The following is a 14,146-nucleotide window of genomic DNA, read 5'->3' on the forward strand; positions in this document are numbered from 1 at the left end:
TAGAAGCGGGATAAGGGGTTATTCGCGATTGCCCCGTGAGGCGGCAGCCCAAAGATCGCGTCCATGTTCCCTGACAAATGGGATGGACGCTCATGCCGTCAAACACTGAGATCACCGTTTCCCAGCTCTCCCGTCTCATCGGTCTTCCGGGCGCGCCTGCGATCATCGACGTGCGTATGAGAGACGACATCGACGCGGACCCGCGTCGGCTACCGGCGTCAAGCCGGTACGAGGCGCAGGCTGTGCCGTCCTGGGCCTCGCAGTTCGCCGGCCGTGAGGTGGTTGTGGTTTGCCAGAAGGGCGGCAAGCTGGCGCAGGGCACGGCGGCATGGCTCCGCCAATCGGGCGTCCGGGCCGAAACGCTCGAAGGCGGCTTCGAGGCGTGGCGTGCCGCTGGAGGACTGCTCGTCAAACCTGACAGGCTGCCCGTGCCTGACGCGGCAGGACGAACCGTCTGGGTCACACGCGCGCGCCCCAAGGTCGACCGTATCGCCTGCCCGTGGTTGATCCGGCGGTTCGTCGACCCGTCGGCCGTGTTCCTCTTCGTCGGCGCCTCCGAGGTTGCCGCCGTCGCCGATCAATTCGATGCGACCCCCTTCGACATTGACGGTGTGTTCTGGAGCCATCGGGGCGATCGCTGCAGCTTCGACACCATGATCGAAGAGTTTGGCCTCTCCTGCACGCCGCTGGAACGGCTGGCCGACATTGTGCGCGCCGCCGACACGGACAGGCTCGACCTCGTTCCGCAGGCGGCCGGCTTCCTTGCCGCCTCCCTGGGACTGTCGCGCATGTTTCGCGACGACCTCGAACAACTCGACGCCGGCATGACGCTCTATGACGCTTTCTACCGCTGGTGCCGCGACGCGACCGAGGAGACCCATAACTGGCCATCGCGCTCGAACCCGGCGTGAGGGAGGCGACCATGTCGACATCCACCACGAGCGTCGCGGCTTCCGCGAGCGACCCCGCCGTTCCGTCCTTCCGCGAAGCCACCAAGGTGTGGGCGCGCATCGGCCTGCTCAGCTTCGGCGGCCCGGCGGGTCAAATCGCCCTGATGCACAAGGAACTGGTCGAAGACCGCCGCTGGATCGGCGAGCAGCGCTTTCTGCACGCCCTGAACTACTGCATGGTGCTGCCCGGCCCGGAAGCCCAGCAACTCGCCACCTATATCGGCTGGCTGATGCACCGGACCCTGGGCGGCCTCGTTGCCGGCCTGCTCTTCATCCTTCCCGGCGCGCTGGTCATGTTTGGCTTGAGCGTCCTTTATGTCGTCTACCGACACGTGCCGCTGATCGATGCCGTGTTCTTCGGCGTTAAGGCGGCGGTCCTGGCGGTGGTCGTGGAGGCCGTTTTGCGCATCGGCAGGCGGGCGCTGAAAAACCGTGTGATGATCGGCATCGCGGTGGCCGCCTTCCTCGGCATCTACCTGCTGCGCATACCGTTTCCGATCATCATTCTCGCCGCCGGGTTCGTTGGCTGGCTCGGGAGCCGGACCGCCCCTGCGGTCTTTGCCGGTGGCGGACATGGCGGCAAGGGCGGTGTTGCTGACGCCCATGGCGTGATCGATTGCATGTTCGAGCGCGGCCAGCTGACCCATGCCGTCCCCTCGACGCGACGTACCGTTCGCGTCGTGAGCCTGTGGGTCGCCATCTGGCTCGCGCCGGTGCTGCTCCTGTGGCTGTCGACCGGCGGTTCCAGTCTGTGGACGCAACTCGGCACCTTCTTCGCGACCATGGGCGTCGTGACCTTCGGCGGGGCCTATGCGGTGTTGACCTATGTGGCGCAGGCCGCGGTCGACAGCTTCGGCTGGCTGGCACCGGGCGAGATGGTCGATGGCCTCGGGCTCGCCGAGACCACGCCGGGACCGCTGATTCTGGTTCTGCAGTTCGTTGGCTTTATCGCCGCCTACCGAGCGACGGGTACGCTTGATCCCTTGGTGGCGGGTGGATTTGGCGCCCTGCTGACCACATGGGTGGTGTTCGCGCCGTCCTTCCTGTTCATTTTCGCTGGCGCGCCGTACGCCGAAGCTCTGCGGGGCAACCGGGCGGTCTCGGCGGCTTTGTCGGCCATCACCGCCGCCGTCGTCGGCGTCGTCATGAACCTTGCCCTATGGTTCGCCTTTCATGTGATTTTTCATGAGGTTCGAACTTTCGAGCTCTTCGGGTTTGGACCGGAGCTGCCCGTGCTCTCGTCGATCGACTGGCGCGCGGCGCTATTGGCCGCCGCCGCCATGGTGGCCATGCTCCGCTTCAAGGTCGGCATGCTTCCGACACTAGCAGTGTGCGCGTTAGCGGGCGTGTTGCTTCACATGTGACGGCGGAACGAAGTGCCCCAGATTCGCCCGACTGCGGGGGGGGGGGGGAGCGGCCGCATCGGCGATATCGCGAGCAACCGAACGTTCCGATAGGTGTTCTATTGGAGCGTGAGAGAAACATGACACCACGCTCGATATCATTGCTGGTGCTGCTGGTCGCTTTGGCGACCTTGGCTATTTTTGTCCCCGACATCCTGCTGATTGCTTTCGTGGACGCCGCCTATGCAACGAGGCTATCGCCTTCTTCATATTCTGTATTCGGGTCACTTGCCGCTCGCTGAAGAAACCGTGCCAGTGCCGCCTTGCGGGAGCCGCGATCCAGAGCATAAGCTGTCTGCTTGTACTTAATGCCGTCAAGTAAGCCCTGGATGTAACCTGATATTGTATCCGCAGCCATGATCAGCGCAGTATCGAGTGTGTGAATGTATTTGCTGGTGACGGATCCCTTCGAGTGGCCGACCAGGGCGGCGATCGTAACTTCGGTGAAGCCGAGGTCGTTCGCGATGCTGGCAAAGCTGTGACGAAGGACATGGGGCGTAACATCAGATAGTGGGGATTTCTTGAAAATCTGCTCCCATTGATTCGGGAAGCTGCCGAAGGCAATGTCCTCCGCACGTGAGCCTGGGAACACGTGGGTCCCTGTGCGGCGCGTCTTGCGATCCTCAAGATATTCGACCACGGGCAGGCCAATGGGACGGATGGAGGCGCCTTCCTTGCTGTCGATCAGTCGGAGGCAACTGGAAGCGGTGTCGACCTCAGCCCACCTCAGCTTAATCATCTCGGTGCGACGGCACCCCGTCAGTGCGATCTGACGGATGATGTCGAGCGTTGTTGCAAACTTCTCATTTGCAGCAGCTTTCCTGAGCATCTCACCGAGGACACGGTACTCGCCTTCCGTCAGGCGCCGGTCCCGTACCCGATCCTTCGGCTTCCTAATTCCATGTGCAGGGTTATGCGCAATGATGCCGGCCTCAACGGCATAGGTAAGGATGCCGCCAAGCAGCCCAACCGTTCGGGTCGCCGTTCCGGCTCCGCCACGGACGACAGCCCGGCCTCGCAGGTTCTTGGTTCTAACCGAGCACCGTGTCTTCCCGGCCATGATATCCTTCAGAACCTTGTGAATATCGGCCTTAGCCAGGTCCTTTACCCTGAGGGTCCCAATTAACGGGATAATATGCCGATGGATGCGTCCGGTGTCGGTGATCACGGTGGTCGGCTTCTTCGGGCGCCCCCCCTTTCCGAGGATGAGACCCGCTTGGAGGTCCGCGATGTAAAGTGTGCAGAGTTCTTTGACGGTGATCGCCTTGTGATCCAGCTGCCTTTCCTCCGCCGGATTGTCACCCTGCGCGACTCGACCAAACTGGATCCTAGCCTCCTGCCGGGCGGTCTCAGGTGTCCAAATACCGTGTAAGCCTATTGTGTAGCGGCGTGATCGGCCGCCTGCTCGATACTGGATAACGTAACTCCGCTTGCCAGAGGTGAATATGCGGAGGCCGAAGCCAGGCAGTTCGTCATCCCAAATGATGTAGTCCTTATCGGTGGGCACGGCGGCGTCGACGACCCTTTTGGTGATCTTAGCCATGAAGCTCACTCCGGCTGATACCCTTCTTCCGCGTAAGCACCGCGTAAGCACGAGGGCGGAAATTGTGGCGCAGGTTCGGATAAGTGCGTGTTGCTCCTTTATAAGATAGTCCAGTTAAATCAGATGGATATCGAGCCATGGCGTGCCCTGTCGCATATTTGGGACGGGCAGCCTAAATTGCTCCGAAGGCAAAGGTCGCACGTTCGAATCGTGCCGGGTGCGCCATCGCAATCAAAGGCTGTGGCGACCTTTGTGCCGGCAGGCACGCTTTCAGGGTCAGCGCAGAGAGCAGGGGAACTCGCCGGAAGAGGTGGGATCACCGTCCAGAACATTGTGAAAGCACCGAACAAATAGAATTGAATGGCGGCGCGGCGCAGCAGCGTTCCCGAAAATCTCTCCCGCCACACCTCCACTCATTCGAATGTCAAGCTGTCCAAGTGGCGGGGCTGGATGCATGCCCAGCGCCCTGCCACTTGGAACGCGTCGAGGACCGTTATCGGGGATCTTCCTCCCGCGACAACAAAGAATTCAACGCCGCGGACTGAAAGCAGGTGCGCGTAAACCTTGCGCTTGAGGGGGAAGGGAAAACGAGGTCTGAAGGCTCACGTTTCCGCCTCCGCCACTTACGCAGCCAGGGCCTGGATCTGAGCCTGCGCCGCCTCGAGCGACCGCTTCTGCGCCTCTTCGCCCAGCGCCAGACCCTCTGCACGCACGAAATGAAGGTCCTTCACGCCGAGGAAGCTGAAGAAGGCGGTGAGGTGGCTCTCCTGATGGTCGAAGGCGGCATAAGGCGAACCGGAGGTGAAGATGCCGCCGCGCGAGGACACGACAATCACCTTCAGGCCGCCGCACAAGCCTTCCGGCCCGGTGGCGCTGTAGCGGAAGGTCTTTCCGGGCACCGCGATGTAATCGAGCCACGTCTTCAGCTGAGACGGAATGCCGAAATTATACATGGGCGCGCCGATCACGACGGTGGAGGCGGAAAGAAACTCCTCCAGCACCGACGGATCGCCCCCGCCCACCTGCGCAAGGTGCGGCAGCGGCTGGGAGGCGAGATCACGCAACACCACGGTTTCGGAAGGGTTCGCGGCCTTGAGGCGGGCCACCACACCCGCGCTGAGAGAGCGGCTGACGCTGTTGGCGCCATTTATGCTGCTGTCGATATGCAGTATGGTCATCAAAACGCATCCTAGTTGTACCAGGTAACCTGGTTCCATTGTGATGCGAGGGATATTGATAGAACTGCGGCGGTACACAAGGAGGCACTTTGATGTTGCAGAGGCACACCGAGGTAACCATCGACTTCAGAGAGGACAGGTGCTGCCCCGTCGCCCGTGATGTTCTGACCCGGGTGGGAGACAAATGGACTGTCTACACAGTCATTGTTCTCGGATCTGGGCCCAAGCGCTTCAATGAGCTGAAGCGTGCGGTCGACGGCATTTCGCAGCGGATGCTGACCTTGACGCTCCGCACACTCGAACGGGACGGAATCGTGACGCGAACCGTATTCCCTACGGTGCCGCCCCGCGTGGACTATGCCCTGACGCCGCTCGGCATGACGTTGCTGCGGACGCTGAAGGAACTCCACGATTGGGTCAGCAGCCATGCGGATGAGATCCAGCAGGCGCGAGACGCGTTTGACCGCAGAAGCGCGGTTCCAGAGCCGATTTAGCGCTGCGCGGCGCTCAATCGCGTTCCTGGGTGTGCCGCACCCCTCTCTTTGCATGGCAAAGGGGCAGCAGGGATCGAAGACTAGGAGCACTCGGCATTTCTGTTGTGCGCCCCGGTCTTGTTTATGATCTGCTGGCGATGGACCTGGAGTTCCCGGATGATGTCGTCCTTCATGGCTGGAAACCGTGAGGTCGGCACGGGCACGGAAATGGCATAGATGCCGCCGGCCGCATCCCGGAAACCGATGCCCACAGCACTGATGCCGACCGTGTGCTCCTCGTGGTTGAAGCCAATCCCCGTCCGCCGCACTTCCGCGATTTCCGCCAGAACCGCATTCAGCTTCCGCGTGCCGGGAAGCTCCTTGCGGATGAGCGCGCGTGCCCGCTCGGGGTCCAGCAAGGCGAGGCAGCATTTGCCATTGGCGGTGTTCGTCAGGGGAAAGATGTCCCCCACCGCTGATACCGCGCGCAGGCGGTGCGTGCCGGTCACCTGATCGAGAAAGAGCACCTCGCTTCCCCGCAACACCGAGAAGTCGACGGTCTCGCCAGTGGCTTGCGACAGGGCGACGATGTGCGGGCGCACCAGCTCCACGATGTCCATCTTGCCCGAGCGTGACAGGGCATGGATTTCTGGGCCGAGACGATAGCCGCCCTCCGGGCCTGCCGAGATCACAAGATCCTCCTCCAGCAGCGCGTTGACGATGCGCTGGACCGTGGAGCGGGGCAGGTCCACGCGGGCGGCGATCTGGGCGAGGCTGAGGCCGGAGCGCACATTCTTCAACGCCCGGAGAATTGCTGCCGCTCTTGCGATGACCTGGATTCCCCCTCCCTCACGGATCGACGCTTCCGCCCCCGACATGCGCTCTCTCCTCGCTTGTGTATCGCGATACAATACACATGTATCATTAGATTTGACCACCCCCGATGGTGCGTCCTATCCCAGGCACAACAAAAAAATCCGCGCCTTCGGGTGCACGACGCTGGGAGGCGTTAAATGACTGTCACGATCCGTGGCATTGAATTTCAGTCAAACCTTAAAAATGCGATGGGAATCGAATTTTATAATCTGTCGCATCGGTTCGGATTTCAGTCGCCAAATTGGCCATATTTTCAGGATGTGCAGATTGATCGCATCCATTACATGGCAAAATCTGGTGTTCTGACCCAGCGCATCACCACGACGATGCACAACACCACCCATATCGATGCGCCGGCCCATGTGGTGGAGGGCACGCCCTTCATCGATGAAGTTCCCCTGCCGCATTTCTTCGGCACCGGCATCGTCGTTTCGATCCCGAAGGAGAAGTGGGAACCCATCACGTACGAGGACCTGGAGAAAGCCGCCGGCGCGCATGTACGGCCCGGCGACGTGGTCATCGTCAATACGGGATGGCACAAGCGCTACGAGGACAATGCGGAATACTTCTGCTACGCGCCCGGCTTCGTCGCCTCGGCGGGCGACTGGTTCGTCGAGAAGAAGGTGAAGGTGGTCGGCCACGATACCCAGGCCAATGACCATCCGCTGGCAACCGCCATCGGCCCGCACCGCAACGGCCCGCTGCATCCCCATCTTGCGGAGGAGTACAAGGCCTGGTCGGGCGGGCGCGACTGGAAGGACGATCATCCCGAGTGGGAGCCGGTCCACCGCAAGCTCTTTACCAACGGCATTCTCGGCATTGAAAATGTCGGCGGCGACCTGGACGCCGTCACCGGCAAGCGCGTGACCTTCGCCTTCTTCCCCTGGAACTGGGACCGGGGCGACGGCTGCATCATCCGCCTTGTCGCGATGGTGGACCCCCAGCAGGCGTATCGCATCGAGGCCGGCACGCCGCTCTGAAACATCCCCGACCCGACCTGCCCCGGACTGAGCCGGGACAGGTCCCGCCCTGTGCTTTCCGCAGGAGGAGAGGGCATGACCACGCACCCCGTCACAGCCATTATCGGCGCCGGCCTCATGGGGCATGCCATCGCCCAGGTCTTCGCAGCGCGTGGACATCAGGTCCGCGTGTTCGACCCGGTGCCAGAGGCGCTGGCGACCCTGCGCAGCCGCATTTCCGGCAATCTCCGGGCACTCGGCGCGGACCCGTCGGCCGCCGAGGCGGTCGAGCCCTGCGCCGCTCTGGCGGACGCGGTGGCCGGCGCGGGCCTCGTCGTCGAAGCGGCCAGCGAAAATCTGGAGGCAAAGCGACGCCTGTTCATCGAGATCGAGGCCCATGCGCCGCAGGATGCGGTGCTGGCGACCAACACCTCCGTCATCCCCATCGGCAGCATCATGGCGGGGTTGGCGCACCCCGCGCGGGCGCTGGGTACCCATTGGTGGAACCCGCCCCATCTGGTGCCGCTGGTGGAGGTGATCGGCACGGATCGCACCGCGCCAGAGGTCATAGCGCGGACCATGGATATCCTCGCCGCCGCCGGAAAGACGCCCGTTCATGTGCGGCGGGACGTGCCGGGCTTCATCGGAAACCGGCTTCAACATGCCCTCTGGCGGGAGGCCGTCTCCCTCGTGGAGGCCGGCGTGTGCGATGCCGAGACCATCGACACGGTGGTGAAGACCAGTTTCGGGTTGAGGCTGGCGGTGCTGGGGCCGCTGGAAAACGCGGACCTCGTGGGCACCGATCTCACCCTCGCCATTCACGAAACCATCCTGCCCGCCCTCAATCGGGATGCGGGACCGTCCGACTATCTGCGGCAACTGGTGGCCGACGGGCGCCTCGGCATGAAGACGGGCGAAGGCTTCCGGTCCTGGCCGCAGCAGGCGGCCGATGAGGTCAGGGCCGCGCTGGTGCGGCACCTGAGGCAAGCCGTGCAGCGGCCCGCAGCGGGAGAGGACGCGTGAAGAGATCCAGCAAGGTCATCATCACCTGCGCCATTACCGGGGGCATCCACACCCCCACCATGTCGCCGGCTTTGCCGTTCACGCCCGAGGACATCGCGGCCCAGTCCATCGCCGCGGCGGAAGCGGGCGCGGCCATCCTGCATCTGCATGCCCGGGACCCCAAGGACGGGCGGCCGACGCCGGACCCTAAGGTGTTCATGCAGTTCCTGCCGGTCATCAAGCAGGCGACGGACGCGGTGCTCAACATCACCACCGGCGGCAGCCTGAACATGAGCGTGGAGGATCGCTTGGCGGCGCCATTGGCGGCGCGACCTGAGATGTGCTCGCTCAACATGGGCTCCATGAATTTCGGCATCTACCCGCTGGCCGACCGCTACAAGCAATGGCGGTTCGACTGGGAGGAGCCCTATCTGCGGAGCACGGACGACTTCATCTTCCGCAATACGTTCCGGGACATTGAGCGCATCCTGAAAATGCTGGGCGAAGAGCACGGCACCCGCTTCGAGCATGAATGCTACGATGTGGGGCACCTCTACAACCTCGCCCATTTCGTGGATCGCGGCCTTATCAAGCCGCCCTTCTTCGTCCAGACCATTTTCGGCATCCTCGGCGGCATCGGCCCCGAGATGGACAATGTGCTGTTCATGAAGCGCACCGCCGACCGCCTCTTCGGGGAGGACTATGTCTGGTCGGTGCTGGCGGCGGGGCGGCATCAGATCCCCGTTGCCACGCAGGCCGCCATGCTTGGCGGCAATGTGCGCGTGGGGCTGGAAGACAGCCTCTTCATCGGCCGCGGACAGCTTGCGGCGAACAATGCCGAGCAGGTCCGGAAAGTGCGGCGCCTCCTGGAGGAGCTTGGCCACGAGATCGCAACGCCAAGCGATGCGCGGTCCATGCTCGCCCTCAAGGGAGGGGACCGCGTGGGGTTCTGAAACGCTGAAAAGCAATAAACACAGGGAGGAAGAACAATGATGCATCGCGTGTCGCGCCGGGGACTCCTGGCCATTCCCGTTCTTGCCCTTGCCCTCGCGGGCACGGCCGCAGTCGCAGCCGAACCGATCCGCATCGGGGCAATCCTCTCCACCACCGGCCCCGGTGCCGGCGCGGGCATTCCCCAGCGCAACGGCCTGCAACTGGCGGTGAAGCTCGCTAATGAGAAGGGTGGCATCAATGGTCGGCCGGTCCAGCTCATCGTCGAGGATGACGGCTCGAGCCCCGATGTGGCCGTGACCAAGGCGAACAACCTCATCTTCTCGCAGAAGGTGGAGGCCATTATCGGCCCCACCCTGACGGCCTCGACGCTTGCCGTGGGGGGCGTCGCGGACCCCGCCAAGATCCCCGTCATGGCCTTCACCGGCCTGGGCGTGGCGATGGAGAAGACCCGGCGCTGCGTGTTCCACATGCTGCCGTCGCAGGACCTCAACGCCCGCGCGCTGCTTGAGGTGGCCACCAAGGGCCTTGGCGTGAAGAAGCTCGGCGTGCTGCACGATTCCGCCTATGGCAACATCGTGATGGCGAAGATCCGGGAAGTGAGCCCCGACTATCCGGTGGAAATCGTCGCGGTTGAAAAGTGGGAGGTGGGCGCAACCGACGCCACCACCCAGGCCGCGAAGGTGAAGGCCGCGGGCCCGGATGCGGTGGCCGTCATCGGCAATTCGGCGACGCCCTTCCGCAACGCCCGGCAGATCCGCATGACCGTGCCTCTGCTGTCCGGCATTGGAACTGCGACCTATGAATATGTGAAGGCCATGGGCGACGCCGCGGACAATATCGTCTTTGCCGAATTCCTGGTCGCCGAAGATCCCCTGCCCAGCCAGAGCGCGTTCGTCGACGCCTTCAAGAAGGAATATGGCGTGCTGCCCAAGACCATGGAAGCCAGCGCCTGGGACGCCTTCAACGCGGTGGCCGCGGGCCTTGCAAAGGTCGGCCCCGATGCCCAGCCGGGAGCCCTGTGCGAGGCGATCCGGGGACCGTTCGACGGCGCCATGGCGCGGTTCGATTTCTCCAAGGACGACCTGACCGGCCTCACGCTGCAAAGCTACGTCTTCTCGAAGCTGGACAAGGGCAAGTTCGTCCGCCTGCCGTTCAAGGCCGGCTCCTGACCTCACAGACAGGGGGATCGTCCCTTGGCCTTGATGCTCATCACCCAGGCACTGCTTGCCGGTGTCACCAACGGTTTCGTCTATGCTCTGGTGGGGCTTGGCATTGCCGTCATCTTCAAGGGCAGCCACGTCATCAACGCCATGCAGGGCGAACTTGCGGTGGTGGGCGCGGCGACCGCCGTGTTCGCGGCCACCATGTGGGGCCTCCCGCTGTGGCTGGCTGTCATCACCGGCGTGCTCACGGGGATGGCCACCGCCATCCTCGTGGAGCTGGGCCCCATCCGGGCTCTGTTCGCACGGCGGGCGCGGGAGGAATCCTTCCTCCTGCTTACGGTGGGCCTCGGCTTCACCTTCTCGGCGGGGGTGCTCTATCTGTTCGGGCGGGAGGAGCATCTGCTGCCCCCGCTGGGAGACGAGGTGTACGAGATCTTTGGCGCCATCATCCGGGAGCATGCCCTCTGGGTGATCGCCATCTCTGCCGGACTGATCCTGGCGCTGCGCCTGTTCTACCGGCACACCCATCTGGGGCTCTCCATGATGGCCGCTTCGATCGACCCCGACGGGGCATCCACCACCGGCATCAATGTCCGCCTCATGCGCACGGCGACCTTTGCCTTGGGGGGCCTGCTTGCGGCGCTCGCCGGCCTTCTGGCGGCTCCGCTCATCGGTGTCGGTTACCAGATGGGGCCGCTGCTCACGCTGAAGGGGTTCGCGGCCGCCATCCTGGGTGGCCTCACCAATCCGCTCGGCGCGCTGGTGGGCGGCCTCGTCATTGGCATCCTGGAGGCGATGTCGATCGTCTTCGTCTCCTCCGGGATGAAGGATGCCGTCGCGCTCACCCTGCTCATCGTCATCATGATCTTCGTTCCGGACGGCATCCTCGGCCGCGCCGGTCGCAAGGGAGGCTGAGACATGCCACGCACCACAACGCGCGCCGCCCCTCTGGCCGCCGCTGCGGCCCCTTCCCAGTCCATCCTGACGACGAACAGCGGCAACGGCGCCTCCCTGATCGCCCTTGCTCTGGCCGGCGCCGTCTTCCTCCTGCTGCCGCTGATCCTGGAGCGGCACGCCGTCGACCTCCTGGTGTTCTGCGGGCTTTATGCCATTGCGGGGGCGGGGGTGGGCTTCCTGCTGGGGCAGGGCGGCATCGTCAATCTGGGGCAAGCCGCCTTCTATGGGATCGGCGGCTATGCCAGCGCCTATTGCTCCGCACGGCTCGGCTGGCCGGCAGGGGCCGGGATCTGCGTCGGCATTGCCATCTCCCTTGCCATCGCAGCCCTCATTGGCCGTCCGATCCTTCGGCTGTCCGGCTATTTCCTGGCGCTCGCCACGCTCGCCCTCGGCATCATCTGCACCAACATCTATTTCGAGGCGGACTTCATCACCGGCGGCACGCTGGGCGTGCCGGGCGTTCCAAAGCTTGCCATTGGCAGCTTCATCTTCGACACGCCGGAGAAGTTCTACTACCTGGTCTGGCCCATCGCTTTCGCGACCATCTTCGCCATGCACAACCTGATGGGAAGCCGCATCGGCCTCGCGCTCCAGGCGATGCGGGATGCGCCCGAGGCCGCCATGGTGATGGGCATCGACAATGCGCGGCTGAAGCTCTGGATCTTCATGCTCTCGAGCGCCCTAGGAGCCCTGTCCGGCAGCCTGTTCGCGCATTATGTGGGCTTCGTGAACGTGGACAGCTTTGGGGTCGACAAGTCGATCCTGTTCCTGCTGGTGCCCGTCATCGGCGGGGCGGCGGTGCCGGCGGGCGTCATTGTCGGCGCACTCTTCATCGGTCTGGTTCCGGAGTTCCTGAGCGCGCTGGGTGACATCCACCGCGTTCTCTTCGGGCTTGCCCTGGTGGCGTCCGTCGTCTTTTTCCCGGATGGCTTATGGGGCGTCGGGCGCAGTGTGGTCGCCGTCTTGCGGCCGCGCCCTGGCTCCGGGGATGGAAGGGGCGCGTCATGATCCAGGCTGCTGCTGCCCTCCCTTCCCGTCCGGATGCACCCCTGCTGGAATTGCGCGCTATCGCCCAGCGGTTTGGCGGGTTCCAGGTGCTTCACGGTGTGAGCTTCGCGGCGCCGGCCGTGGGTATCACCGGCCTGATGGGGCCGAACGGCTCCGGCAAGACGACCCTCTTCAACATCGTCTCCGGCTTTCTCACGCCTACGGCGGGAGAGGTGCGGTTCGACGGCCGCGATATCCGGGGCGAGAGCGTGCGTCAGCGCAGTCTCGGGGGCCTTGTGCGCACCTTCCAGACACCGAAGATATTCGAACGCCTGACGGTGGCCGAAAATGTCATGGTGGGGGGCTTCAAGCAGGGACGCTCCGGCTTTTTCGCCGGACTTGCCAGCTTGCCATCCTCGCGCCGCGAAATGGGGCAGATGCGCGCGCGCGCCTATGAAACGGCGGTGCGCTTCGATCTGGGAGCCGTGTTCGAGCGCCCCTCGTCTCTGCTTACGGCGGGTCAGCGGCGGCTTCTGGAACTGGCGCGGGCCTATCAGGGCCGGCCGCGTCTGCTGATGCTGGACGAGCCGTCTTCCGGCCTCACCACGACGGAGATCGAGGTGCTCATCAGCAAGCTGAAGCTGCTCGCGGAGGAAGGCATCGCCATCCTGCTGGTGTCGCACGACATGGACCTGATGGGGATTGCACAGACCATCCATGTCCTGAATTTCGGACGCATCATCGCCTCCGGAACCATGGTGGACGTGCAGGACGATCCCGCTGTGCGCGAGGCCTATCTGGGAGTGTGAGATGTTGAGCGTGAAAGGCCTCTGCGCCGGCTATGGCGCGCTGACCATTCTCGAAGGCATAGACCTCAGTGTCGGCACGGGCGAAGTGGTCGGGCTGGTGGGTGCCAATGGCGCCGGCAAGACGACGCTCGTGCGCGCGCTGTGCGGACTGCTGCCCGCCCGGTCGGGCGAGATCCGGCTCGGCGGTCAGGATATCACCCGCATTCCTGCGCACCGCCGCGGCGGGTTCGGCCTCGGGGTGGTCCTTGAGAACCGCAATCTGTTTGTCGAGCTGACGGTGCGCGAGAATCTCGCGCTTGCGGAGCGGGCTGGCCGGCGGCGCAGGCGGGTGTTCACCATGGAGCGCATCGTGGATCTCTTTCCGGCCGTGGGAGAAAAACTGAACGTGCGCTGCGATCTCCTCAGTGGGGGACAACAGCAGCAGGTGGCCATCAGCCGGGCGCTCCTGCTGCAGCCGGACATCATCGTGATGGACGAGCCCTCCACCGGCCTTGCGCCGAAGGTGGTGAAGGACATCCTGGATGTGCTCGGTCGTCTGCGCGCGGACGGCATGAGCATCATCCTGGTGGAGCAGAACATCGCCATCGCCTCCAGCGCCACGAGCCGGGCCTATGTGATGGCAACGGGACGGATGGCCCACGAGATTGGCGAGGGCGAGTGGCCGAGCTTCCTGGCGGATGGGAGGCTGGTGAGCTCGTATCTCGGTCAGCACTGATCGGATTTTATGAGTTTTGCGGTGGGGCAGCGAATCTGAAAATCAATACGGCAGCGATCCAGTGTCCGTCCCGATGCTCGGCCTCGATATGGTCGAGGCGGCCACGGTCACGGGTGTCGAGCGCATGGTCAGGAAGTCGCCTGGGTCCACTTTGGCGGTGGAAAGAAACGGCCTGAA

General features: G+C 63.8%; 14 protein-coding genes. 11 read left to right on the plus strand and 3 right to left on the minus strand.

From position 1 onward, the window contains the following. The first annotated feature begins 92 nt into the window (after positions 1-92). The gene (locus PV781_RS08985; RefSeq protein ID WP_274775291.1) at positions 93-911 is read left to right on the plus strand and encodes a sulfurtransferase/chromate resistance protein; all 819 of its coding nucleotides are present in this window, start codon (positions 93-95) and stop codon (positions 909-911) included. An 11-nt stretch (positions 912-922) separates the two neighbouring features. Then, positions 923-2,314 (plus strand): chromate efflux transporter, encoded by a 1,392-nt coding sequence (chrA, locus tag PV781_RS08990; protein ID WP_274775292.1) that lies wholly within the window; start codon positions 923-925, stop codon positions 2,312-2,314. A 220-nt stretch (positions 2,315-2,534) separates the two neighbouring features. Here chrA and PV781_RS08995 read toward each other — a convergent pair whose 3' ends face one another. Both PV781_RS08995 and PV781_RS09000 read right to left on the minus strand, forming a co-directional pair. After that, positions 2,535-3,896, minus strand: coding sequence for a tyrosine-type recombinase/integrase (locus PV781_RS08995; protein WP_274775293.1), 1,362 nt, complete (start codon positions 3,894-3,896; stop codon positions 2,535-2,537). 623 nt (positions 3,897-4,519) lie between these two features. Next, a complete protein-coding gene (locus PV781_RS09000) occupies positions 4,520-5,074 on the minus strand; it encodes an FMN-dependent NADH-azoreductase (protein ID WP_274775294.1) in 555 nt (184 codons plus the stop codon). 92 nt (positions 5,075-5,166) lie between these two features. Here PV781_RS09000 and PV781_RS09005 point away from each other — a divergent pair, with 92 nt between their 5' ends. Next, entirely contained in the window at positions 5,167-5,568 is a 402-nt protein-coding gene (locus tag PV781_RS09005; RefSeq protein ID WP_274775295.1) for a winged helix-turn-helix transcriptional regulator, read from the plus strand. 80 nt (positions 5,569-5,648) lie between these two features. On the opposite strand, the gene PV781_RS09010 is transcribed toward PV781_RS09005, so the two are convergent. After that, positions 5,649-6,425 (minus strand): IclR family transcriptional regulator, encoded by a 777-nt coding sequence (locus PV781_RS09010; RefSeq protein ID WP_274775296.1) that lies wholly within the window; start codon positions 6,423-6,425, stop codon positions 5,649-5,651. A 135-nt stretch (positions 6,426-6,560) separates the two neighbouring features. Between PV781_RS09010 and PV781_RS09015 the strand changes: the two genes are divergently transcribed. The 8 genes from PV781_RS09015 to PV781_RS09050 all read left to right on the plus strand — a co-directional run bounded on the left by PV781_RS09015 (position 6,561) and on the right by PV781_RS09050 (position 13,969). Then, positions 6,561-7,403: a cyclase family protein gene (locus PV781_RS09015; RefSeq protein ID WP_274775297.1), complete on the plus strand. Its 843-nt coding sequence runs from the start codon at positions 6,561-6,563 to the stop codon at positions 7,401-7,403. 75 nt (positions 7,404-7,478) lie between these two features. Next, positions 7,479-8,405 carry a 3-hydroxyacyl-CoA dehydrogenase family protein gene (locus PV781_RS09020; RefSeq protein ID WP_274775298.1) on the plus strand — a complete coding sequence of 309 codons (927 nt, stop codon included), beginning with the start codon at positions 7,479-7,481 and terminating at the stop codon, positions 8,403-8,405. Beyond that, positions 8,402-9,337, plus strand: a complete 936-nt coding sequence (gene kce, locus PV781_RS09025; RefSeq protein ID WP_274775299.1) for a 3,5-dioxohexanoate:acetyl-CoA acetone transferase — start codon at positions 8,402-8,404, stop codon at positions 9,335-9,337. The genes PV781_RS09020 and kce overlap by 4 nt, the downstream gene beginning before the upstream one ends. Positions 9,338-9,373: 36 nt before the next feature. Further along, positions 9,374-10,507, plus strand: coding sequence for an ABC transporter substrate-binding protein (locus PV781_RS09030; RefSeq protein WP_274775300.1), 1,134 nt, complete (start codon positions 9,374-9,376; stop codon positions 10,505-10,507). A 33-nt stretch (positions 10,508-10,540) separates the two neighbouring features. Continuing rightward, positions 10,541-11,416: a branched-chain amino acid ABC transporter permease gene (locus PV781_RS09035; protein WP_274775645.1), complete on the plus strand. Its 876-nt coding sequence runs from the start codon at positions 10,541-10,543 to the stop codon at positions 11,414-11,416. Positions 11,417-11,419: 3 nt separating this feature from the next. Further along, on the plus strand, positions 11,420-12,466 hold the full coding sequence (locus PV781_RS09040; RefSeq protein ID WP_274775301.1) for a branched-chain amino acid ABC transporter permease: 1,047 nt from the start codon (positions 11,420-11,422) through the stop codon (positions 12,464-12,466). Beyond that, positions 12,463-13,254, plus strand: a complete 792-nt coding sequence (locus tag PV781_RS09045; protein ID WP_274775302.1) for an ABC transporter ATP-binding protein — start codon at positions 12,463-12,465, stop codon at positions 13,252-13,254. The genes PV781_RS09040 and PV781_RS09045 overlap by 4 nt, the downstream gene beginning before the upstream one ends. A 1-nt stretch (position 13,255) precedes the next feature. After that, a complete protein-coding gene (locus PV781_RS09050; protein WP_274775303.1) occupies positions 13,256-13,969 on the plus strand; it encodes an ABC transporter ATP-binding protein in 714 nt (237 codons plus the stop codon). Positions 13,970-14,146: the final 177 nt, after the last annotated feature.

It is taken from the genome of Aquabacter sediminis (genome assembly GCF_028863665.1).
Classification (GTDB): domain Bacteria; phylum Pseudomonadota; class Alphaproteobacteria; order Rhizobiales; family Xanthobacteraceae; genus L1I39.